The organism is Billgrantia pellis, from assembly GCF_008297955.1.
Taxonomy (GTDB): Bacteria; Pseudomonadota; Gammaproteobacteria; order Pseudomonadales; family Halomonadaceae; genus Halomonas; species Halomonas pellis.
Genome location: NZ_VTPY01000005.1, coordinates 89,903 through 110,037, shown reverse-complemented (window position 1 = coordinate 110,037; position 20,135 = coordinate 89,903). Strand labels below are relative to the sequence as shown.

The following is a 20,135-nucleotide window of genomic DNA, read 5'->3' as shown; positions in this document are numbered from 1 at the left end:
AAGCACAAACGCACGGCAGAGAACCCATGCCTACCAGAGCTATCCACTACCAATTCTCGACACTCGGCTCCCACGCACTGTGCTGCAGTTGTGGCAATGCTGAGCTGAGTCGCGATCAGCAATGGCAAATGTTCCAAGCGCCGGAGACCGGGAGTGTTCGCGTGGTGGCGTGCCGTAAGTGCGGCTGGACCGATATCGTGCAGTTCGACCGGAGGATGCGGCGAGCGACGTCGGTTGAGTAGCCGCGGGCCGGTAGCCCCGCCAAGGCTCGAGCTGCTCGAGTGGCACGTCGTGAGCCACCCGCCGAAACTTGGAAATAAGATTTCATAACGAAGAAAATAAAAAACGTTTAGTAATTACTTGAATTTCCGGGAGAAACAATGCTCAATTTCATCTAAAACTTCTTCCACTGCGTGCTCTATTTCACCAACTAGTTGAGAATTCTTCGCCTGCCGTTCATATTTACTAGTTTCAAAATTTCGCAGCGTAACCGCCTTCTTGAACAAGAAAATTAAATTTAATATATTATTTCTATCATGCAGAGACAAAGGAAGCCTATTGACTCTCCGGTTAATTCGTTTAAATTTCATTACTATGTTATAATCCTCGTCTTTCCCAGGCTGTTCGGTGTGATATTTCACAGACTCCGCAGAAAGATCTAAAATATCGACACGAACAGCATCGAGTACCGAACGCAGCTCCTTTCTTAACTCCCGGCTATTATTTTGTTTGTTGACGACAAACCACCCTCCCAGAATCAAAATCCAAGTAACGGATCCTGATGCCAGCCGCAGAAAATGATAATTTTCTTTGTCTATTAAAAAAAACCAAAACGATTCAAGCATTGCGCTCATCTAATCCATGTTCAATATAGCTATTAATTTCTTTAACAAGAAATGGATCTTCTTTAGACACGAGCACCAATTTCTTTTTTACAATATCTTTATTTTTAAGTTTTCGCACCAACCCGCCAAAAGCTTCTTCTAAAAAAGACGAGCCATAGCCCATTGCGCCATCAAGGACAATGACGACTAGATCTTCGTTGTTAATGAAGGGAAGCAACATCTCCTCACGGAACTTCTCACCACTAAAGGGCCCATCGCTTTTATAGCGTCCAGCAGGATACCTTGAAAACACTTTTGCAAGCTCAATAGTTTTCATGGCTGCACCTTTAATCAATGGCATAAGACTCGCCTTCATAATCAAACATTAGTACAACACAGCCTCATCATCACTGAATGCGTTGACGTCCACCGATTCAACTGGTAGAGAAACCTGCCAGCATATTATAGTTCCTCCTATGCTAGCTGGATAGTCCGTTAAATTCGTCTCACCACTTTCTGTATGAGTATAGCACCCCTTATTGCTAAGGATGGAGATTTTTCCATCTTCAGAATTATTTATTGTTTCAACAATTTGTCTTAACCCTTTTCCTCGGTAAGCTTTGTGAGTTCTTGTTTTACTATTTACTATAGCTTCTTTTATCGTTACAGAGTCGGTTAAGTCTTTACCAAAGAATCGCTTCAACTTCCTCATCAGACCAGGATTGTTAATAGGAATTGTCCCAGGAATCCCTAGCCCTAGATCACACAACACCACACTCAGCTTCCCATCAACTTCTTGCGAAAACAGCCACCAAGGCTTGTAGTAATCAATATGTCTTAACGAGTCTCCTCTTTCCTTAATATACGCATGATGATATGAATTAGTCATCGCCTCCGTCATTCCTCTAAAGAGCTCGCGAGTCAAAGAATCAGCCATGCGTCCTTGGTAATAATCCAAGATACCTCCACACTTCTCCCCTACCACCTTCTCCCCATAAGCACAAAGCCATGTAGAGACGTCTTTTCTATTACATTCAGGTGAAACACCTATTTTGCAATTAATGACTTTAGAAAAACCAATCTGATTAAATACCTGTCCTACAGTTTTATTAGAAGGTGGTGATGACCTAAACTGCAGCCCTTTCACAACTCTAGACAACCTTGACAATTCCGCATGCAAGTAGATCATGCCATCAGCAACAACTTCGTTAAGATCAGAAAAATCTAGCCAAATCCTCCTTTTCCCTTTATTTACCAATTTATGAATGCTTCTCGTGAAAGCAATTAATCTAGATCTAGACTGACGACGCATCAGGCTTAGCACACCTGGTGAACAAAGAACATAATATCCTAAACGAGACTTGTTTAATCTGTTTCTTTTTGTATTTTTCCGGATACGCTTATCCATCTCGCGCTCAGAAGCACGAACTAAATGTTTTTTATGCTTTTCAGAAAGCTTTTTCATCTTTCGTGGCTCGTCCCAGGCGATACCCTGCTTTATCACAGAAGCATGTTATTAAGAAATCCGTCCTATCCGCACCTCACACCGCCCCAGTATCTCGACCTCCCCCATCTGCTGCGGTGTGATCATCTCTGGCTGGTAGTGGTCGTTATCGCTGATCAGGTACAACGCGCCGCCGGCAAGGCGCTGCACGCGCTTGATGCGCCGCTCGCCGCTCACGGTCAGCAGAAACACCCCTTCCTGCCGCGGATCGCGATTGGCCAGGTCGACCAGCACCCAGTCGCCGTCGGCCAGCGTGGTTTCCATCGAATCCCCGCGCACCTTGATGCCTGCCACCTGCCCCGCCTGGATGCCCAGGGCCTCCAACTGCGCTTCCGGGAAGTAGAGCATGCCCTCGACGCGCTCCTCTTCCAGGGAGCGGCCGGCACCGGCGGCACCCTCCACGTCGTACAACTTTACGGAGGCCAGCCCAGGCCCTGGGCCGTTGGCCGCAGATACGGGAGTCCCATCGGTTACCCGCTGGGCGGCTAGGTTGGGAGCGCCACCACGCCGGCCGGTCAGCACGTATCCCACATCGACCCCTGCCGCATCTAGCGCCGCCAAGTAATCCGCCTTAGGACTGCGCTGATCCATTTCGTACAAGCGCTGAGTGTTCTTGGTCACACCAGCTGCATCACCGATCTCTGTCTGTGTCAGGCCCAGACGGTCGCGCTCTTCGCGCAGCCTAGATCCAATCGAATCCATAAAGGTCTCGTTTGCCCTTGACAGGCAATTCGTTTGATTCCATGCTTTGCTTCAATCGAATCCACAAAGCAGTTATCGACAATCCATTTGACACCATCGGAGCCACCCATGGCCGAAGACAGCGGCTTCACCGCCTACCCGGTACCCCACGCTCTGTTAGACGGCAGCATCATCACTGTATCTGACGAGGCGTTCGATGCCGTGATGGCGGCACTGTGGCCTCGGATTCCAGCCGACCGAACTGATATTCGAGAAATCCTTGTGCTGCCGCTGATACACGCAGCTGAGCGTATTCCGGGGGCTGGTCTGCCTCTCGGTGCTGACCTGGTTCGGAGCGCAGTGGGACCGTTAATACCAGTTCGCCTGTCGCCTCGTCGTAATCGTGGATCAGCGGCATATCCACGTCGATCACCTGTTTGATTGCCATCGATACCCCGTTAATCCCTAAAGCACCACAAAGGAAGCCTACCCCATGCACACCAAGGAAACCATTCGTAACCATGGCGCCGCTTACTCACGCAGCCCCAACGGCTGTAGCAAACAAGTGATGACCCAGATCACCCCGACCGAGCGCGAAAAGCTCAAGGAGATCGCCGAAGTCGAGATGCGCAGCGTTTCCAGCACCTTGCGAATGCTGATGCTGCGCGGCATGCAGGGCTACGAAGACGACACCCTCGCTGCCAGCTGATCAGCAGACATCCACGCAGCCCCGCGGGGGCGGATCGATCATCACTTCGGAGCGACACACATGACATTGAAGAAACCGGCTGGACGCAGAGCGCTTATCGAGCGGCTGGAGTATCGAAAGCTGACGCTTGAAGAAGCACTGTGTACAAAACTGCATGCCCTGCTGCGCAAGATGCGTATCGACATGCACCCCGACGCGGAGCCGCATCACCCAAGCCGAGCTGGGCAGCTGCTCCGGTTCGTAGTGCTGCTTTTCAATCTCAAACTGTTCATAGCCGGCAACCGTCTGCTTCAGCGCAGCGTTCTCCTCAATCAGCGCCGTCTCGCGTATCTGGGCTTCCACCAGCGCCCTCTGAAGGTCGGAAAGCCGCTTAGCGGCCTCACCGCCGGTATCGATGACTTCCCAAAGCCCGTGGGCACGTTTGATCACGTCGCCGATAGCGCTCATTTGCTTCATCCGTCTACCCCCTTGTCGTCTGCGGTGCCACCCGATGCCACTGGCTGCCCATCGAGTCGCTCCGATTCTATCGCCCCTCACTGATGCATATCAGAAAGGACATCCACCATGTACCAGGACCCCAAGCGTGTGCGCTCCCGTTACGGCGCCATCAACCTCGACGAATACGAGCGGCGCCTGATCGATGCGCTGGTCGACTACACCGGCATCGACAAGGCCGTGCTGCTGCGTCAGTTGGTGATGAAGGAAGCCCTGGAAACCCTGGGCATCGCCGATCTCGAACTCAATGTGCCCCGCCGGGCGTAGGAATGGCAGGCCCTTTTGAGGACCTCAAGGAGCACTGGATTTATGGCTGACGAGTCCCGCCGCGGCGAACTGCAGCTCCCGCTGGATGACGAGCTCGAAGCCGTACTCGATCAGGTTCGCGTTCAGCAGAACCTCAGAACGAACGAAGAAGCCGCCGAGTGGCTGCTGCGCAGAAGGCTGCGCAAGGGCACTCAAGGGCTCACCGGGCGCGGGCGCGCCCTCTATCTCGCAGGGAGAAACTGACCTTGACCACTCAGTTCCGAAACAAGCCGCGTATCCCTTGCCCCCACTGCGGCGAAACGGCGGGCATCCGCAAGAGCCAGGGGCTCACCCCGGTGTACCGCGAGGCGGTCATCGAGTGCCGTAACCCCGAGTGCGGTTGGCGCGGCAAGATCTCCATCGAGATCACCCACACCATCACGCCCAGCGACATGCCGAATCCCACGGTCGCCCTGCCGCTGGTGCCACGCCTGCGCGAACTGGCCATGGCGAAGGCGGCTACCGGGTAGCCGCCACCCACCCCAGCAACACCCACAATCGGAGCGAGACCCATGCACGCATTGACGATCAATGACGCGGCTTGCGCGTACCTGTTGAAAATGCCCCGGCCATATCAGCGCACCGTCGCGCTGGAGCGCTGCACCTCTCACCTGGTCGAGGCCCACGGCATCACCCTGGAGCGTGCCGGTCTGGCCGCTCTGCAGGCCCTGGCCGAGCTCGAGACGCTGAACCAGACCGCCTACATCGACGCCGAGGCCTCCACCGCCCATGTGGTGATCGTGCGCCGCCCGGGCCGCACCGCCCTGGCCTTCTCCGTGGCCGATCTGCTGCGCCTGCACGCCCAGGAGCGCAGCACACCGCTGCCCCCGGCCACCTCCCAGCACTGAACCCGTAGAGAAGGCACCGTTCATGGATAACCGGCTGCGCGACGACATCGTGACGCGACTGATCCGCGACTTCGAAGCCGAAGAGCGCGGCACGTACCTGCAGAAGGTGCGCTGCCCCGAATGCGGCAAGCGCGAAGCCTTCATCAAGGCCGATGCCCCCTGGATGGTGAAGTGCGGCCGCGAGAACAAGTGCGGCAGCCAGGTCCACGTGAAAGAGCTGTTCCCCGAGCTGTTCGATTCCTGGAGCGAGCGCTTCGCCAACCAGCCACCCGCCCCGGGCAAGCCGCAAAGCAGCACGCCGGTGGCCGATGCCTACCTGAGCATGGGCCGCGGCTTCGAGCTCGAGCGCATCCAGGGCTGGTACACCCAGGAGAGCTTCTTCGATCCCAAGATCGACGCCGCCTCCGCCACCGTGCGCTTCACCCTGGGCGCCGGCGTGTGGTGGGAACGGCTGATCGACAAGCCCGCCCGCTTCGGCAAGCAGAAGGCCAACTTCCGCGGCAGCTACCGCGGGCAGTGGTGGTGCCCGCCGGCGGTGGAGCTCGCCGCGGTCGATGAGCTGTGGATCGTCGAAGGCGTCTTCGACGCCATCGCCCTCACCCATCACGGCATCGCCGCCGTATCGGCGATGAGCTGCAACAACTACCCCGAGAAGGCTCTCGAGGCGCTGGATCAGGCCTGCCGACAGGCCGGCCGCACTCGGCCCACCCTGGTATGGGCACTGGATACCGGCAAAGCCGGCCAGGAGTGGACGCTCAAGCTGATCCGCCGGGCGCGCGCCGCCGGCTGGGAGTGCGAAGCCGCCCAGCCCAGCGAGGGGCGCGACTGGAACGACCTGCATCAGCGCGGCGAGCTCACCGAGAAGCACCTCGAGGAGTACCGCTACAACGGCGCGCTGCTGATCGCCCCCAGTGCGAACGACAAGGCGCTGCTGATCTACGAGAAGACCGAGCGCCGCGAGTTCCCCTTCGTCCATCGCAGCCAGACCTATTGGTTCAAGCTCGACCTGGACAAGTACCAGAAGATCTACAGCGACCTGATCGACGGCGACCGCCCCATGAGCGAGCGCCAGGCACGCGACAAGGCCCTGGAGCAGTCCGGTGCCATCAAGCGCATCGCCAACTGCCATCCGCGCCCGCTCTATTTCCAGCGCAACGCCCTCACCGACGAGAGCTGGTACTACTACCGCATCGAGTACCCGGGCGAGCGCTACACGGTGAAGAACACCGTAACCGGCAGCGCCCTGGCCTCGGCCACCGAGTTCAAGAAGCGCCTGCTGTCGATCGCCCCCGGCGCGCAGTGGACGGGCTCCACCGAGCAGCTCGACGCCACCCTGGCACAGCATCTGCCCATCCGCACCGTGGAAACGATCAACTTCGTCGGCTATGCCCGTGAGTACGAGGCCTATGTGCTGGGCGACTTCGCGGTGAAGGGCGGCAAGATCTACCAGCGCAACGACGAGGACTTCTTCGAGCTGGGCCGCACCGCGCTCAAGACCCTCTCGCAGTCCACCCAGCTGCACATCAACAACGATCCGAACGACTACCGCACCGATTGGGCGGGGCTGATTCAACACGCCTTCGGCAGCAAGGGCGTCGTCGCGCTCGCCTTCTGGCTGGGCACCCTGTTCGCCGAGCAGATCCGCTCACGCGACAAGAGCTTCCCTTTCCTCGAGATCGTCGGCGAGGCCGGCGCCGGCAAGTCGACCCTGATCGAGTTCATGTGGAAGCTGCTCGGCCGCAACGACGAGGAAGGCTTCGACCCGGCCAAGTCGTCCGCCGCCGGCCGCGCGCGTCGCTTCGTCCAGGTCGCCAACCTGCCGGTGGTGCTGATCGAGTCCGATCGCGACGCCGAGGGCGGCAACAAGGCCAAGCAGTTCGATTGGGACGAGCTCAAGACGGCTTACAACGGCCGCAGCGTGCGCGCCACCGGCGTGAAGAACATGGGCAGCGACACCTACGAGCCGCCCTTCCGTGGCGCCATCGTGATCAGCCAGAACGCCGCCGTGGCAGGCTCCGATGCCATCATGCAGCGCATCGTGCACCTGTTCTTCACCAAGGAAGGCCAGACCCGCGAGACCTTCGCCGCGGCCAAGGCCCTCGAGGGCATGAAGATCGACCACGTGTCGCGCTTCATCCTCGAGGCCACTTCACGCGAGAGCGAGCTACTCGGCCTCTACGCCAAGCAAATGTCGCACTACTTCGAGCAGATCCACGCCATGCCCGAGGTGCGCTCGCTGCGCATCGCCCAGAACCACGCCCAGATCGCCGCCCTGGTGGATTGCCTGGGGCCGAAAGGCCTCGGCCTGTTCACTGCTGAGGCAATCGTCCAGGCGCACCACCTGGTGGCCGAGATGGCCATCGAGCGGCAGCAGGCCATCAATGCCGACCACCCGCTGGTGGAGGAGTTCTGGGAAACCGTCGAGTACCTGGAGCGCACCCGCGTAGAGAACGTGCTCGACCACAACGCCGGCCAGAGCTACCTCGCCATCAACCTCAAGGAGTTCGAGAAGCTCGCTGCCGACCATCACTTCCGCTTCGACATGCGCGAGCTGAAACGCCAGCTCAAGGGCAGCAAGGCGCGCAAGTTCGTGGCGTCCAACCATCCCGTTTATTCGAAGACCCGGCCGAACGGCGGCACCGTTAAGTGCTGGCTGTTCGAGCGTGGCTGACAGGAAAAGGGAGATCAGCGATGCGTACCTACACCCTCGATCAGGCCGCCGCCCTGCTCAACCTGGGCCGTAACACCCTAACCCGTCGGCTGCGCCAGGCCGGCATGCTCGGCCCCGACAACCTGCCCGCCGGCGCCTACCGCGGTGGCCGCCTGCTGCGCGTGAAGACCGGCACCTATCGCCATCCGGTCGCCGGCTGGACCCACTACGGCCGTACCGAAGTCACCGACGCCGGGCTCGATCACATCGCCACCAAGCTCGGTATCGACCTCGCCCGCCTGCCCGTACAACACACCCGTCGGGCAATACCACAACCCCACGAAGCAAGGAGTCTGTCATGACCAATCAACACGACCGTTCTTACCAGCTAGAGCGTGATGGAAAGCCCGGCGGTAACCGACTGCTACGTCGAAGAGAGGTCGAGCAGAAAACCGGCAAGAGTCGATCTGCCATCTACGAAGGGATCAAACAAGGCACTTTTCCGCCCCCCGTGTCGATCGGGCGAAAAAGCGTGGCCTGGCTGGAGGAGGAAATTGATTCTTGGATTGCTAAGCGCATCGAAGAACGAAACCGAGCATTGGGAAGCCAGTCGGGACAGGAGCGCGGCAAACATGGCTGACAACGCCGATATCGCCACAGAACTAATGGAGCGGCGCCTTGAAGGCGCCCTCGCCAACCGCCACCGGCCATTACCGGTGGCAACCGATCCCTACTGCGAGGAATGCGGCATTGAGATCCCGGCCGCTCGCCGCCAGGCCGCACCCTGGGCAACGACGTGCATCGTCTGCCAGAGCCATCGAGAAAGGAGGACCAAGCATGCCGCCCGTTAAGGGCGGCCGGCTGGCCAGAACCGCCGCCATGCTCTGCCAGGACGAGCTGTTTCGGCTCTACCTGGATCGGCGCAAGCGGCACAAGTTCGACCTCACGCCCAGCCAGCTGCCCGACGGTACCCACAACGAACAGGACGCGCGGGACTGGCTCTGCCAGGCCTGCCGCATCGAAAGCCGAGCCGAGCTCGATCACAACCCCTACGCCGCCGCCACCTTCAAGGGCATCCGCACCCGCTACGGCCGCTGGCGTACTACGCAGAGGAGCCAAGCATGAACACTTACTTCGGACTGCTCGCCGAGTTCAACGGCCGCGCCGAGATCCCCCTCGAGGAGGTCGCGCCCCGCTACTTCGGCATCAACGCCCGCACCGCCAGCATGCGCGCCGGCGCCCAAGCCCTGCCGGTACCCGTCTACCGCGCCGGAGACTCACAGAAGTCGCCTTGGCTGGTCAGCGCGGTGGATCTGGCCAAGTACCTGGATGAGAAGCGGGCTGAGGCGCGTGAGCTATGGCATCGTGTTAATACGTGATGGTAGAAGTACCAAGGTAGGCTGAGTTAGGCTTACGTTTCGTTACGCTTGGGAGAGCCTGCTTTGAAGCATGTCGCCGCCGCACTCGCTATCAGAGATGGCCAAATCCTGCTGGCTCGCAGAGCACCGGGGCAAAGCCTAGCAGGCTTATGGGAATTCCCAGGCGGCAAGCAAGAGCCCAATGAGACCATTCAGCAATGCATCGAGCGAGAGATCCGTGAGGAGCTCTCGCTTTCATGTACAGCAGGTAAGGTCCTCACAGAAAGCGTCTATCGCTACGTTGGGGGAGCTATCAAGCTGATTGGCGTCATAGTTGAGCTTGACAAAAGCGAGCCGATTCTATCAGTACACGATTGTGTTACTTGGGCCCCAATCGATAAGGTGCTTAGCTTTCAACTAGCACCTGCAGACATTCCTATTGCTAAGGAAGTTATGCATGTCGCAGGACCGAATTAATGCCCTCTCACCGGGCGATGTACTTAATAATGATCAGCTCTGCGAGGTTTTCGGATGTAGCCCGCAAGGGGGTATGCGACGAGCGAAGAGAACAAACACGCTTGTCATCGTGACGAACCATATTGAGTCGATTTACGAGGATCGCTGGGAAGGGAACGTGATCCACTATACGGGCATGGGACAACTGGGCGATATGCAGCTTAACGCAGCCCAGAACAGAACACTGAACGAAAGCCCAGCCAACGGTGTTGCGGTCCATCTTTTTGAGGTTTTCAAGACAAAAGAATATACCTATGTCGGCGAAGTCATTCGAGTAGCTTCACCTTATCAAGAAAAGCAGCCGGATAAGAATGGGAATGAGCGACTGGCTTGGCTGTTCCCTTTGAAGCTGAAGGATACAATCAAACCAATGATGGATGAGCAAGCAGCCAAAGAACTCTATGAGAAAAAGGAGCGTCAGGCTGCCAAGCTGTCGGATGAGGAACTTAGGAAACGTGCACGAAATGCACCTCAGTCTACGGGTAGTCGTCCAGCCGTGATAACTCAGTACGGTCGCTCACCATACGTAGCTGCATATGCCAAGCGACGCGCAAATGGCGTATGTAATCTATGCCATCAGCCCGCCCCTTTCAGTACTAAACAAGGCCGTATCTTGAGTGTCATCACATAGAATGGCTGGCGAAGGGCGGGGAAGACACCATAGAGAATACGGTTGCTTTATGTCCGAACTGCCATAGGAAGATGCACGCGCTGGGTTTAGAGGCGGATATTCTGCGACTGAAAAAAATCGCTGCGAGCGGCTAAGCTATCTCAACTGTAAGCTTTCCGGTCGCAAGTGGGTGTAACGCTTCAGCACCTCCCAACTTTCGTGCAGCGTGAACTGCTGCACTTCGACAATCTCATAACCTGCCTCGAATAGTCGTGAGGTCGCCTCATGGCGCAGATCGTGAAAGCGCAGATCATCGATGCCGGTGGCGGCCGTGGCCGCCCGCCACCGGGTGCCGATCGATTTGCCATTGAAGGGGAAGATTCGGTCTTCCCCAGCCGCCCTGGGCTGCCGCTTGATGATGGCCATCGCATCGCGGGTCAGTTTGAAGCGCTTATGGTTGCCCCACTTCTGACGTGGATGTTTCGCGTCGCGCACCCAACAGGTCATGCATTTCTCGTCCAGGTCGGACCACTGCAGCCGTGTGATCTCTTCCTGGCGCCTCGAGGAGGCAATCGCGAAGTCCATGATATCTTCCATCGGGATAATGGCGCTCGGCCGGATCCGCTGTGAGCGACGGAAGTAAGCGCGGATCCGCTCAAGCTCATTCTCGGTAGGCCGCCGTTCCCGTGAACCTGGCTTGCCGATCAACCCCTTGCTACGCAGCAGAAGCTTGGCCGATTCGAAGTCGTTGAGGTTCACCGGCATCTTCCATGCGGCCACAGCGGTTTTCAGAATGATCCCGATCCAGACGATGTCCTGGTTAACGGTGGCCGGCTTGATGCCGCTGTTCCTGCGCATGACGGCATGCTCGATGATTTGCTCGCTGCCGAGCTCGGTAATCTTCACTTGTGCGATCGGGAAGCGCTGTAGCTGCTGGATGGTGGCGCGCTTGCTGCGGCCGGCATCTTGGGCGAACTCGTGCATGTAACGCTCGAAAGCATCGTTCATCGTCACGCCGCGCCATTTTGCCGTCAGAATGCCACCGGGCTGCATTAGCTCGAGCTCGCGGCGCTTAGCCCACTCCTCGGCCATGGCTTTCTTGGGGAACGTTCGCGACTCGGCGAAGTCTGGTTGACCACGCTTGGCGATGCGTATCTGGGCCATGTATGAGAAACTGCCGTCCTTTTTCCGACGCTTCCTGATCGTCGCCACGCGCATCCTCCGATGTACCAAATAGCCAGCGCCTCGTGTGCCAAAAATGTACCAAGCATTAGCAAAAAACGAGGCAGAAACACTGTAAATATGAACAGTTATGACTGAGAAGGCAACCGCCACAACCCGCATGGATACTGGCACAACGCGCCCTGCGCTGGATAGAACGTTCTCCGTGGCGCCGATGATGGACTGGACGACCCGCGATTATCGTGTGTTCGCCCGGACTCTGACGCGCCGCGCCCTGCTCTATACCGAGATGGTCACTACCGGGGCTATCCTGCACGGCAGCCCGCGCGAGCGCTTCCTTGGCTATGACGAGGTCGAACACCCCATCGCACTGCAGCTCGGCGGGAGCGACCCGGGCGAGCTGGCCGAATGCGCGGCGATTGCTGAAGCGTGGGGCTACGACGAGGTGAACCTCAACGTCGGCTGTCCCAGCGATCGGGTGCAGAATAACCTGATCGGCGCCTGCTTGATGGGACATCCGGACAAAGTCGCCGATGCGGTGCGGGCCATGCGCGCCGCCGTATCGGTTCCGGTAACGGTGAAGTGCCGGATCGGCATCGACGACCAGGACGAGGACACCGATCTCGAGCGCTTCATCGCTCATGTGGCGGACGCCGGCTGCGAGACGTTCATCGTGCATGCGCGAAAGGCCTGGCTGCAAGGACTCTCGCCCAAGGAGAACCGCGATATTCCGCCGCTCAACTACCCGCGGGTACACCGCCTCAAGGCCAGCCGGCCGGAGCTGCACATCGGTATCAACGGCGGTCTCAAGACACTGGAAGCGTGCCGGTACCAGCTGCATCACGTCGATAGCGTGATGGTAGGACGCGAGGCTTATCAGAATCCCTGGCTGCTGGCCGGCGTCGACCAGGCGTTTTATGGCGAACCCGGGCCAGCCGCGAGCCGTCACGCGGCGGCGCGCATGATGCGCCCCTATATCGCCAGACGGCTGGAAGAAGGGGCGAAGCTCAACCACATTACCCGCCACCTGCTGGGCTTGTTCCAAGGCCAGCCGGGAGGCCGCCGCTTCCGTCGTCATCTCTCCGAGAACGGTCACCTTGACGGCGCTTGCCTGCGAGTCTTCGATGACGCGCTGAGCCTAGTACCGGAACGGGCCCCCATCGCCACGACCTGACCCCGCTCAATAGAGCGGGTCAGGTAATGGCTCGAGGCTGGAGTGGAAGGTTTCGATGGCGCTCTCGGCCTCTTCGATGGCATCGAAACGAGCGATGTGGAACAGCGCCTCGCCCTCGTTGGCCAACGGTAGCCGGCTCATGCCGATCACGATGCCGTCGGCCATGGATCTGACCGCCGCCTCGGCGTTGCCGAAGGGATCGGCCACCTTGCCCAGCACGTCGCCACGGGCCACCCGCGCACCGAGTCGCACCTTGGGACGCAGGATCCCATCGATGGGGGCCCGCGCCCAGCTTGAGCCATTCGCAAGTTCCGCCGCCGGCGGCGGCCGGCGGCGATGCTCCCCCGCCAACATGCCCAGCCGTCGCATCACCCGAAGCACGCCACGCACTCCGGGGGTAATGGCCCATTCATCGAAGCGCAATGCCTCACCGGCCTCGTAAGTGAGCACCGGGATGCCGCGGATCTGCGCGTAGTGGCGCAGGCTACCCTCACGCAGTTCGGCATTGAGAATCACTGGTGCCCCGAAAGCGTTGGCCATGCGCTCGGTCACACTGCCGGGGCTGAGCTGGGCCCGGATCTGCGGCAGGTTGGTCCGATGGATGGCGCCGGTGTGCAGATCGATGATGTGTGTCGCATGGTCGACGATCTGCTCACGGAACAGCGCCGCCACCCGTGCCCCCAACGACCCCGTCTCGCTGCCTGGAAAGCAGCGATTCAGATCGCGCCGGTCGGGCAGATAGCGGCTGTGCTGCATGAAGCCGAATACGTTGACGATCGGTACCGCCACCAGGGTGCCATGCAGCCCCTGTATCTGCTTCGAGCGCATCAGACGTCGCACGATTTCTACACTGTTGATCTCGTCACCGTGGATGCCCCCACAGACCAGCATGACCGGTCCTTGGCGACGACCGTGGACCACCTCGACGGGAATATGCAGCGGCGCATGGGTATACAAGCGCGCGACCGGCACGTCGATCTGCTTGCGGCTACCCGGCATGACTCGGATACCAGCAAGGTCGAAGGGGGCGCGAGGCATGGAGACTCCTCAAACGAAAACAGTGTTCGCCTCGTTATACAGTGCCACGTCGCGAATGACGAGGGGGCCCTCTCAACGCCGGGCAGCGTTTCCATACAACCACGAAGGTAAATTGGAGCACGCTGCGGTAAAATGCGTGGACCGGACCCCGAGGAGGCACTCATATCCATGGCTCGACGCACCAAGACGGAAGCCGCTGCAACGCGCGAGGCCTTGCTCGATGCCGCCGAGGCGATCTTTCTCGAGCGCGGCGTCGCCCGGACATCGCTGGAGCAGATTGCGCGCCAAGCCGGCATGACGCGCGGCGCGGTCTACTGGCACTTCAGGAACAAGGCCGACCTCTTCCAGGCCATGCTGCAGCGGGTGCGGATGCCCTTTCAGGAACTGGTCGAAGAGATCGGCGACCCCAGCCTGGCCGAGCGACCGCTGGAGGCCATCCGCCAAGCCTGTCAGCGCGGCTTCGAACGGCTGGAATTACCCCGCTATCGCCGCGTGCATGCCATCCTCCTTCATCACTGTGAAACCTTCGCCGAGATCGATCCTCTGGCGATGCAGAACGAGATGGCGGATGATGCCCTTGGCGCCTTGCGCGACTATTTCCTTTGTGCCGCCCACCTGGGCCAGCTGCGCGAAGACACTTCACCGGAAATCGCCGCCAGGCTGATGCAGGCCATGCTTAGCGGCTTGTTTCACGACTGGCTGCGCAACCACGAACGCTACGCACTGCGTGAGCACGGCATGTCACTGGTCGAGGCTCAGCTCCGCCTATTGATGCGCTCCTCCCCGCCATTCCGGTGAAGTCGCCGGCCTGCCACTGGGCGACCCACTGCGGTACTTGCCGTGCTTCAGGCGTAGCCGACTCAGACGGGTACGCGCATCGAGGAAATCGCTTTCCGCCACACTGCGGTAAGCCGCTTCATCGGCTATGTGCTTGACCAACACACGCCGTTCCCCTGCCCTGGGCATGTTCGAAGGCTTGCCATGCAAGCGCACCTCGCACTCCGGATCGTCGACGAGCACGCCGCGAGTCCAGCCTTCGGTATCGGGTTCTGCCGTTACCTCCACGCATTCTCCCAGCAGACTGCAGCATTGCGATTTGACATGACGGTGAAACCAGCGGTGCAGTGCCTGGCATAGCCCGGCGGCCAGCGGCGAGGCGATGGCGAAAGCGGCCCACAGCACGGCCAGACCGAGAGGCACCCGAAACACCCCCAGGGAGAGCCAGCGCAGCACGAACCCTTCCAATGCCACGGTGATCCCCCCCGCCAGAACTATCAGCACACTCAATGCGAAGGCGACCGGTACGCCGGCGAATCCCAGCGATACCATGCTGTTAGCCAAGTGGTCGCCCTTCAGACTGTCGTGTTCGAAGAGTTCCAGCGGTGCCAGATGCAGAGCCACCAGTAACCAGTACAGCGCCACCAGCGGCAGCAGCACGCTGAATACCACGACGGGGAAGCTCAAGACGAGCTGGCGAAAGGTTTCCATGACAGCCTCCTGAGCCGGTGATTAGCCGGCAAATGACCTATGTCTCCAGCATAGACCAAGGCACGAACAGCCGGAGACATCCGGCATGACATACCTCATGAAAAACGCTCAGAAGAGAACACCGGTCAATAAAAAAGGCACCCCCCTGTGGACGGTGCCTGGCATGAAGCGACATCGCGACGATCAGCCTCGCTTGCCCTCCGCCGACGCCTGGCCATGTGTCGTATCGCTACCGCGTAGCTTGTGCCGCAGCCAGTCGGAGATGACAGCGATCATGGCGTAGAAGCTCGGCACGAAGCAGCTGCCCAGCACCGCCACCGACGCCATGCCCACCGCCACCGTGGTGCCGATATGATGGCTGCTGACGTCGCTGGCCCCACTGGCCAGTGCCAGCGGCAAGGTGCCGAAGATGAACGCCAGAGAGGTCATTACGATCGGGCGGAAGCGCAGCTCGGCGGCAGTGATGGCCGCCTCACGTATCGACTTGCCCTGCTCCTTGCGTTGCAGCTCGGCGAACTCGACGATCAGGATGGCGTTCTTGGCCGCCAGCCCCACCACTACCAGCATGCCGATCTCCACGTAGACACTGGTATCGAGCCCGCGCAACGCGATGCCACCGATCCCCCCAAGGAAGGCAAAAGGCGTCGCGGTCAACACTGCCAGCGGCAGCGACCAGCTCTCGTACTGAGCCGCCAGGATCAGAAACACCATGATGATGCCGAAGACGATGGCCAGCGTCGCGGTATTGCCCAGTTGGCTCTCCTGATAGGCGGTACCGGTCCAGCCCATGCCCCAGCCACCGCCCAGCGTCTCCTCGACGATCTCTTCCATAGCGGCGATCGCCTGGCCCGAACTGTAACCCGGCGCCGGCCCGCCCTGAAACTGGGCGCCCAGGTAGACGCCAAAGCGTGAAACCACCGCCGGCTTGGCCTGGCGCTCCAGCGTCACGAACTCGGAGAGGGGAATCCGCTCGCCGTTGCCGCCGCGCACCGAGACCTTGCTGATGTCGTCCGGGGTCTTGCGGAACTCGTCCTCGTTCTGCAGGTAGACCTGAAAGTTACGGTTCTGGTAGCTGAAGTAGTTGACGAAGCCGTTGCCAAAAGTGTTCGACAGAGCGGCGTTGAGGTCCTCCAGCGCCACCCCGTAGCTGAGCGCCTTCTGTTGATCGATCTCGGCACGGTAACCCGGCACGTTGACGTTGAAGGTGGAGAATACCTGCTGCAATGCCGGGTGCTGATTGGCCGCCTGCATCACCTGTACCGAGGCCTGGAAAAGCTCACGGGGGCTGGCGCCCTCGAAGGACTGCAGGAAGCCGGTAAAACCGCCGGTGGTGGAAAGCCCCATGATTGGCGGTACGTTGAAGGCCATGGCCGAACCGCCGGGCACTTCCGCTCCCAGTTGCATGATCCGCCCCACTAGCTCGGTGGCGGTCAGCTCACGCTCCGACCACGGGTCCATGTTGATGAACATGATGCCGCGGGCGGTGTTCACCGCGCTCGAGAGGATATCGTAGCCGGCCACTGCGGAAGAGTAGCGCACCCCGGGGATCTCCTCGATTCGCTCGCTCAGTTCGGCCATGTAGGCGCGGGTCCGCGCCAGCGAGGCCGAATCGGGGAGCTGCACGCTGGCCAGCACGACCCCTTGGTCGGTTTCCGGCACCAAGGTCGAAGGAGTGATCTGGTAGAGCCACCACGAGGCCCCGATCACCAGCCCCGACAGCAATAGCGCCAGCCCCCAGAAACGCACCAGTGCCTTGACCACCCACATGTAGACGGCGGTAATACCGGCGAACAGGCTGTCGAACAAGCGCAGTGGCGTATTGATCGCTCGCATCAGCTTCGACTGGCCCAGCTTGGGCTTGTGCTTGATGAAGATCGCCGAGAGCGCCGGGGTGAAGGTCAGCGCCATGAGCGCGGAGAAGGCCACCGAGACGGCCACCGTGATGGCGAACTGCTGGTAGATCTGGCCGGTGAATCCACCGAGGAAGGCCACCGGGACGAACACCGCAGCCATGATCAGCGAGGTAGCGATGACCGGTCCACCCACTTCACGCATGGCGCGGATGGTGGCCTGAGTGACCGATATCTCGTCGTCCTCGCTGAGCACCCGCTCGACGTTTTCCACCACCAGAATGGCATCATCCACCACGATGCCGATCGAGAGCACCAGAGCAAACAGCGTCAGCAGGTTGATGGAAAAGCCGAACAGATAGAAGCCAGCGAAGGTCGCCAGCACCGAGACCGGCACCACCGACATGGCGATCACCGTGAAGCGCCAGTTCTGCAGGAAGATGAACAGGATGACGCCGACGATCAGGAAGGCTTCGATGAAGACGTGGGTGACGGTTTCTACCGAAGCATCGATGAACAGAGTCGTGTCGTAGGGCACGACGTACTCGAGCCCTGGCGGAAAACGCCCCTCCAGCTCAGACATGGTGTCGTACACCGCCTGCGCCGTCTCAAGCGCATTGGCGCCCGGCTGCTGGTTGATAATGATCGGCGTCATGGAGGCACCATTCAACCGTGCCTCCACCCCGTAGAAGGAAGCCCCCAGTTCGATGCGTGCCACGTCGTCCAAGCGCAGCGCCGAGCCATCCGGATTGGTGCGCAGAAAGATGTTGCGAAAATCGTCGACATCGTTCAGCCGGCCGCCCGCCGTGATGGTATAGCTGAAGGCGCGCGGATCACGCTGCGGCGTCGCCGCCAGGCTACCTGCCGGCACTTCGGTGTTCTGGGCGCGAATGGCTCTCGCCACTTCGGTGGGAGTCAGGTCGTATTGGGCCAGTTTGTCCGGGTCCATCCAGACTCGCATGGCGAACTCGCCGCCACCCAATACCTCGGCCTCGCCCACGCCAGGTACCTGGCGCAATTCGTCGAGGATATTGAGGGTGGCATAGTTCTGCATGAAGACATTGTTGTAGTCGCCTTCCGGCGAGATCAGCGCCACCAGCATCAGGATCGAACTGGAACGCAGCTCAACCGTCACCCCCTGGGCCTGCACCGCCTCCGGCAGCTGCGACAAGGCGCCCTGCACCCGGTTGTTGACGTTGATGGTGTTGATGTCGCCTTCGGTGCCGATGTTGAAAGCCACCTCCAGGCTCATGGAGCCGTTATCGGCACTGGTCGAGGTCATGTAGAGCATATCCTCGACGCCATTGATGGCTTCCGCGAGCGGTGCGGCCACCGTCTGGGCCACCGTCTCGGCATCGGCACCGGGGAACTGAGCGCGCACCGAGACGGTGGGCGGCACCACGCTGGGATACTGCTCGACCGGCAGCACCCGCATGCTGACCACCCCGATCAACGTCAGGATGATCGCCAGGACCGTGGCGAAGATCGGCCGTTTGATGAAGAAGTTGGAGAAACTCATGTGGCATCGTCCTCGCCGGCCTCGGCAGGCGCCGCATTCTCCTCAGTGGCGGTGGCCGCTTCCTGTTCCGCCCCGGCCTCGGCGCGCTCGACCTCTTCGATCACCTCTTCCGCATCGCCATCGAACGGCTGCGGGTCGATAGGCGTGCCGGGTTCGATGCCGGCCGGATCACCAACCACGACGCGCTCGCCTGGCTCGAGGCCGCCACGGATGATCTGCCAGGGCCCGGCCAGTTCGCCCAGGTCCACCGTGCGAGCGCGAGCCACGTCGCTTTCGTCGAGCACAAACACTTGGGGCCCCATCAGTCCCTGGGTAATGGCAATCTCTGGCACCGCCAGCACGTCGAATCGCCTGAGCCCCACCAGGCTGACGCGTGCGAACTGACCGGGCAGCACGCGACCCTCCGGGTTGGCGAAGGTGGCGTTGGCCTGAACGGTGCTGGTGGCCTCATCCACCCGTGAGCCGAGAAAGTCCAGATGTCCTTCAAGCGTTTCGCCCCCGGCAGCGCCGGCGCCGGGCACCTGCAGTACGGCCTGAATCTCCTCAAGCGACTGCTCGCGCAGCTGATGGCGCAGCTCGAAAGCGTCACGCTGCGGCAATTGGAAACGTACCTCCAGTGGATCCAGCGGCGTAATGGTGGCCAATGCCGTACCGGAACTCACCAAGTTGCCCACATTCACCTGCGAAAGGCCGATCCTGCCCGACACAGGAGCCGTTACTTCGGCGTAGCCCAGGTCGATGCGTGCGCTCTCCAGTGCCGCTTCGGCCTGTGCGACGCTAGCCTGGGCGACACCCAGCTCGGCACGTGCCTGATCGACCTGCTGGCGGCTCACGGAGTTCTGGTTCAGCAACCGTTCAAAGCGCTCGGCGTCTCGCTGGGCGCGGGCCAGCTCGGCACGGGCGCTCTGCAGGTCGGCTTCGCGCTGATTCACCGCTGCTTGATAGAGATCGGGTTCGATGGTGTAAAGCTTCTCGCCCCTCTCCACCATCTGACCGGGTTCGAAATGGCGCTCCTCCAGGAAACCGGTGACACGAGCCACCAGGGTGACCTCGTCATCGCTACGCAACAGCGAGGCATAGGACTTCTCCAGGGCGATATCCCGTTTCGTCATTTCCACGACCTCCACCGGATGCGGTGGCCGCTCCCGGTTGCCGTCCTGTGGGGCCTCATCGGGCGAATCATCCTGGCCACAAGCGGCCAACAGCAAGCCAGCGGCCACCGTCAACAGGATGTGCCGGCCGTGTCGGAACAGGATTTTCATGGTCTATGTCATTCCCGTGGTGTGCGTAAAGAAGCAGCGAGTTTACATTCACACGTGTATGGAAGTAAATGTTAGGGGGCTAAACAGCCTCGCGTGACGTGGCCAGCCAGGTCGCGCTGAC

The 20,135-nt window shown here is 60.0% G+C and carries 27 protein-coding genes; 16 read left to right on the top strand and 11 right to left on the bottom strand.

What is annotated here, in order from left to right:
- Positions 1-356: 356 nt before the first annotated feature.
- The 5 genes from F0A17_RS13700 to F0A17_RS13680 all read right to left on the bottom strand — a co-directional run bounded on the left by F0A17_RS13700 (position 357) and on the right by F0A17_RS13680 (position 3,457).
- Positions 357-854 (bottom strand): hypothetical protein, encoded by a 498-nt coding sequence (locus tag F0A17_RS13700; protein ID WP_149328918.1) that lies wholly within the window; start codon positions 852-854, stop codon positions 357-359.
- Entirely contained in the window at positions 838-1,185 is a 348-nt protein-coding gene (locus F0A17_RS13695) for an STAS-like domain-containing protein (RefSeq protein ID WP_223111549.1), read from the bottom strand. The genes F0A17_RS13700 and F0A17_RS13695 overlap by 17 nt, the downstream gene beginning before the upstream one ends.
- A 24-nt stretch (positions 1,186-1,209) precedes the next feature.
- Entirely contained in the window at positions 1,210-2,289 is a 1,080-nt protein-coding gene (locus F0A17_RS13690) for a hypothetical protein (RefSeq protein WP_149328917.1), read from the bottom strand.
- 51 nt (positions 2,290-2,340) lie between these two features.
- The gene (locus tag F0A17_RS13685) at positions 2,341-3,030 is read right to left on the bottom strand and encodes an XRE family transcriptional regulator (protein ID WP_149328916.1); all 690 of its coding nucleotides are present in this window, start codon (positions 3,028-3,030) and stop codon (positions 2,341-2,343) included.
- A 172-nt stretch (positions 3,031-3,202) separates the two neighbouring features.
- Positions 3,203-3,457 carry a hypothetical protein gene (locus F0A17_RS13680; RefSeq protein WP_149328915.1) on the bottom strand — a complete coding sequence of 85 codons (255 nt, stop codon included), beginning with the start codon at positions 3,455-3,457 and terminating at the stop codon, positions 3,203-3,205.
- A gap of 45 nt (positions 3,458-3,502) precedes the next feature.
- Between F0A17_RS13680 and F0A17_RS13675 the strand changes: the two genes are divergently transcribed.
- On the top strand, positions 3,503-3,718 hold the full coding sequence (locus tag F0A17_RS13675) for a hypothetical protein (protein WP_149328914.1): 216 nt from the start codon (positions 3,503-3,505) through the stop codon (positions 3,716-3,718).
- Here F0A17_RS13675 and F0A17_RS13670 read toward each other — a convergent pair whose 3' ends face one another.
- Positions 3,719-4,174, bottom strand: a complete 456-nt coding sequence (locus F0A17_RS13670) for a hypothetical protein (RefSeq protein ID WP_149328913.1) — start codon at positions 4,172-4,174, stop codon at positions 3,719-3,721. It lies immediately after the preceding gene.
- Positions 4,175-4,282: 108 nt separating this feature from the next.
- Here F0A17_RS13670 and F0A17_RS13665 point away from each other — a divergent pair, with 108 nt between their 5' ends.
- From F0A17_RS13665 to F0A17_RS21020, 13 genes are read left to right on the top strand one after another with little or no spacing between them, the layout of a single operon-like run.
- Positions 4,283-4,480: a hypothetical protein gene (locus tag F0A17_RS13665; protein WP_086511099.1), complete on the top strand. Its 198-nt coding sequence runs from the start codon at positions 4,283-4,285 to the stop codon at positions 4,478-4,480.
- Between the two features lie 42 nt (positions 4,481-4,522).
- Positions 4,523-4,723 carry a hypothetical protein gene (locus tag F0A17_RS13660; protein ID WP_149328912.1) on the top strand — a complete coding sequence of 67 codons (201 nt, stop codon included), beginning with the start codon at positions 4,523-4,525 and terminating at the stop codon, positions 4,721-4,723.
- Positions 4,724-4,725: 2 nt separating this feature from the next.
- Positions 4,726-4,989, top strand: coding sequence for an ogr/Delta-like zinc finger family protein (locus F0A17_RS13655; RefSeq protein ID WP_187774700.1), 264 nt, complete (start codon positions 4,726-4,728; stop codon positions 4,987-4,989).
- 42 nt (positions 4,990-5,031) lie between these two features.
- Positions 5,032-5,367 (top strand): hypothetical protein, encoded by a 336-nt coding sequence (locus F0A17_RS13650; RefSeq protein WP_149328910.1) that lies wholly within the window; start codon positions 5,032-5,034, stop codon positions 5,365-5,367.
- Between the two features lie 22 nt (positions 5,368-5,389).
- Entirely contained in the window at positions 5,390-8,038 is a 2,649-nt protein-coding gene (locus F0A17_RS13645; RefSeq protein ID WP_149328909.1) for a toprim domain-containing protein, read from the top strand.
- A gap of 20 nt (positions 8,039-8,058) precedes the next feature.
- Positions 8,059-8,379, top strand: a complete 321-nt coding sequence (locus tag F0A17_RS13640) for a phage antirepressor KilAC domain-containing protein (protein ID WP_149328908.1) — start codon at positions 8,059-8,061, stop codon at positions 8,377-8,379.
- Positions 8,376-8,657, top strand: a complete 282-nt coding sequence (locus F0A17_RS13635; RefSeq protein ID WP_149328907.1) for a helix-turn-helix transcriptional regulator — start codon at positions 8,376-8,378, stop codon at positions 8,655-8,657. The genes F0A17_RS13640 and F0A17_RS13635 overlap by 4 nt, the downstream gene beginning before the upstream one ends.
- The gene (locus F0A17_RS13630; RefSeq protein ID WP_149328906.1) at positions 8,650-8,868 is read left to right on the top strand and encodes a TraR/DksA family transcriptional regulator; all 219 of its coding nucleotides are present in this window, start codon (positions 8,650-8,652) and stop codon (positions 8,866-8,868) included. The genes F0A17_RS13635 and F0A17_RS13630 overlap by 8 nt, the downstream gene beginning before the upstream one ends.
- Positions 8,855-9,142: a hypothetical protein gene (locus F0A17_RS13625; protein WP_149328905.1), complete on the top strand. Its 288-nt coding sequence runs from the start codon at positions 8,855-8,857 to the stop codon at positions 9,140-9,142. The genes F0A17_RS13630 and F0A17_RS13625 overlap by 14 nt, the downstream gene beginning before the upstream one ends.
- Positions 9,139-9,396, top strand: a complete 258-nt coding sequence (locus F0A17_RS13620; protein WP_149328904.1) for a pyocin activator PrtN family protein — start codon at positions 9,139-9,141, stop codon at positions 9,394-9,396. The genes F0A17_RS13625 and F0A17_RS13620 overlap by 4 nt, the downstream gene beginning before the upstream one ends.
- 48 nt (positions 9,397-9,444) lie before the next feature.
- Positions 9,445-9,852: a (deoxy)nucleoside triphosphate pyrophosphohydrolase gene (locus F0A17_RS21025; RefSeq protein ID WP_422670923.1), complete on the top strand. Its 408-nt coding sequence runs from the start codon at positions 9,445-9,447 to the stop codon at positions 9,850-9,852.
- Entirely contained in the window at positions 9,833-10,522 is a 690-nt protein-coding gene (locus tag F0A17_RS13610) for a hypothetical protein (RefSeq protein WP_223111548.1), read from the top strand. The genes F0A17_RS21025 and F0A17_RS13610 overlap by 20 nt, the downstream gene beginning before the upstream one ends.
- Positions 10,519-10,656 (top strand): HNH endonuclease, encoded by a 138-nt coding sequence (locus tag F0A17_RS21020; protein ID WP_223111555.1) that lies wholly within the window; start codon positions 10,519-10,521, stop codon positions 10,654-10,656. Before F0A17_RS13610 ends, F0A17_RS21020 begins: the two co-directional genes overlap by 4 nt.
- Position 10,657: 1 nt before the next feature.
- Here the strand turns inward: F0A17_RS21020 and F0A17_RS13605 are convergent, their stop codons facing one another.
- Positions 10,658-11,713, bottom strand: a complete 1,056-nt coding sequence (locus tag F0A17_RS13605) for a site-specific integrase (protein WP_187774699.1) — start codon at positions 11,711-11,713, stop codon at positions 10,658-10,660.
- Positions 11,714-11,843: 130 nt separating this feature from the next.
- Between F0A17_RS13605 and dusA the strand changes: the two genes are divergently transcribed.
- Positions 11,844-12,857, top strand: coding sequence for a tRNA dihydrouridine(20/20a) synthase DusA (gene dusA / locus F0A17_RS13600; protein WP_228716911.1), 1,014 nt, complete (start codon positions 11,844-11,846; stop codon positions 12,855-12,857).
- Between the two features lie 6 nt (positions 12,858-12,863).
- Here the strand turns inward: dusA and F0A17_RS13595 are convergent, their stop codons facing one another.
- The gene (locus tag F0A17_RS13595) at positions 12,864-13,895 is read right to left on the bottom strand and encodes a succinylglutamate desuccinylase/aspartoacylase family protein (protein WP_149328900.1); all 1,032 of its coding nucleotides are present in this window, start codon (positions 13,893-13,895) and stop codon (positions 12,864-12,866) included.
- Between the two features lie 168 nt (positions 13,896-14,063).
- Between F0A17_RS13595 and F0A17_RS13590 the strand changes: the two genes are divergently transcribed.
- Entirely contained in the window at positions 14,064-14,693 is a 630-nt protein-coding gene (locus F0A17_RS13590) for a TetR family transcriptional regulator (RefSeq protein WP_149328899.1), read from the top strand.
- Here F0A17_RS13590 and F0A17_RS13585 read toward each other — a convergent pair.
- From F0A17_RS13585 to F0A17_RS13575, 3 genes are all read right to left on the bottom strand, one after another.
- Positions 14,661-15,383: a hypothetical protein gene (locus tag F0A17_RS13585; RefSeq protein WP_149328898.1), complete on the bottom strand. Its 723-nt coding sequence runs from the start codon at positions 15,381-15,383 to the stop codon at positions 14,661-14,663. The genes F0A17_RS13590 and F0A17_RS13585 overlap by 33 nt on opposite strands.
- 183 nt (positions 15,384-15,566) lie before the next feature.
- Positions 15,567-18,752, bottom strand: coding sequence for an efflux RND transporter permease subunit (locus F0A17_RS13580; protein WP_149328897.1), 3,186 nt, complete (start codon positions 18,750-18,752; stop codon positions 15,567-15,569).
- On the bottom strand, positions 18,749-20,014 hold the full coding sequence (locus tag F0A17_RS13575) for an efflux RND transporter periplasmic adaptor subunit (RefSeq protein ID WP_149328896.1): 1,266 nt from the start codon (positions 20,012-20,014) through the stop codon (positions 18,749-18,751). The genes F0A17_RS13580 and F0A17_RS13575 overlap by 4 nt, the downstream gene beginning before the upstream one ends.
- Positions 20,015-20,135: the final 121 nt, after the last annotated feature.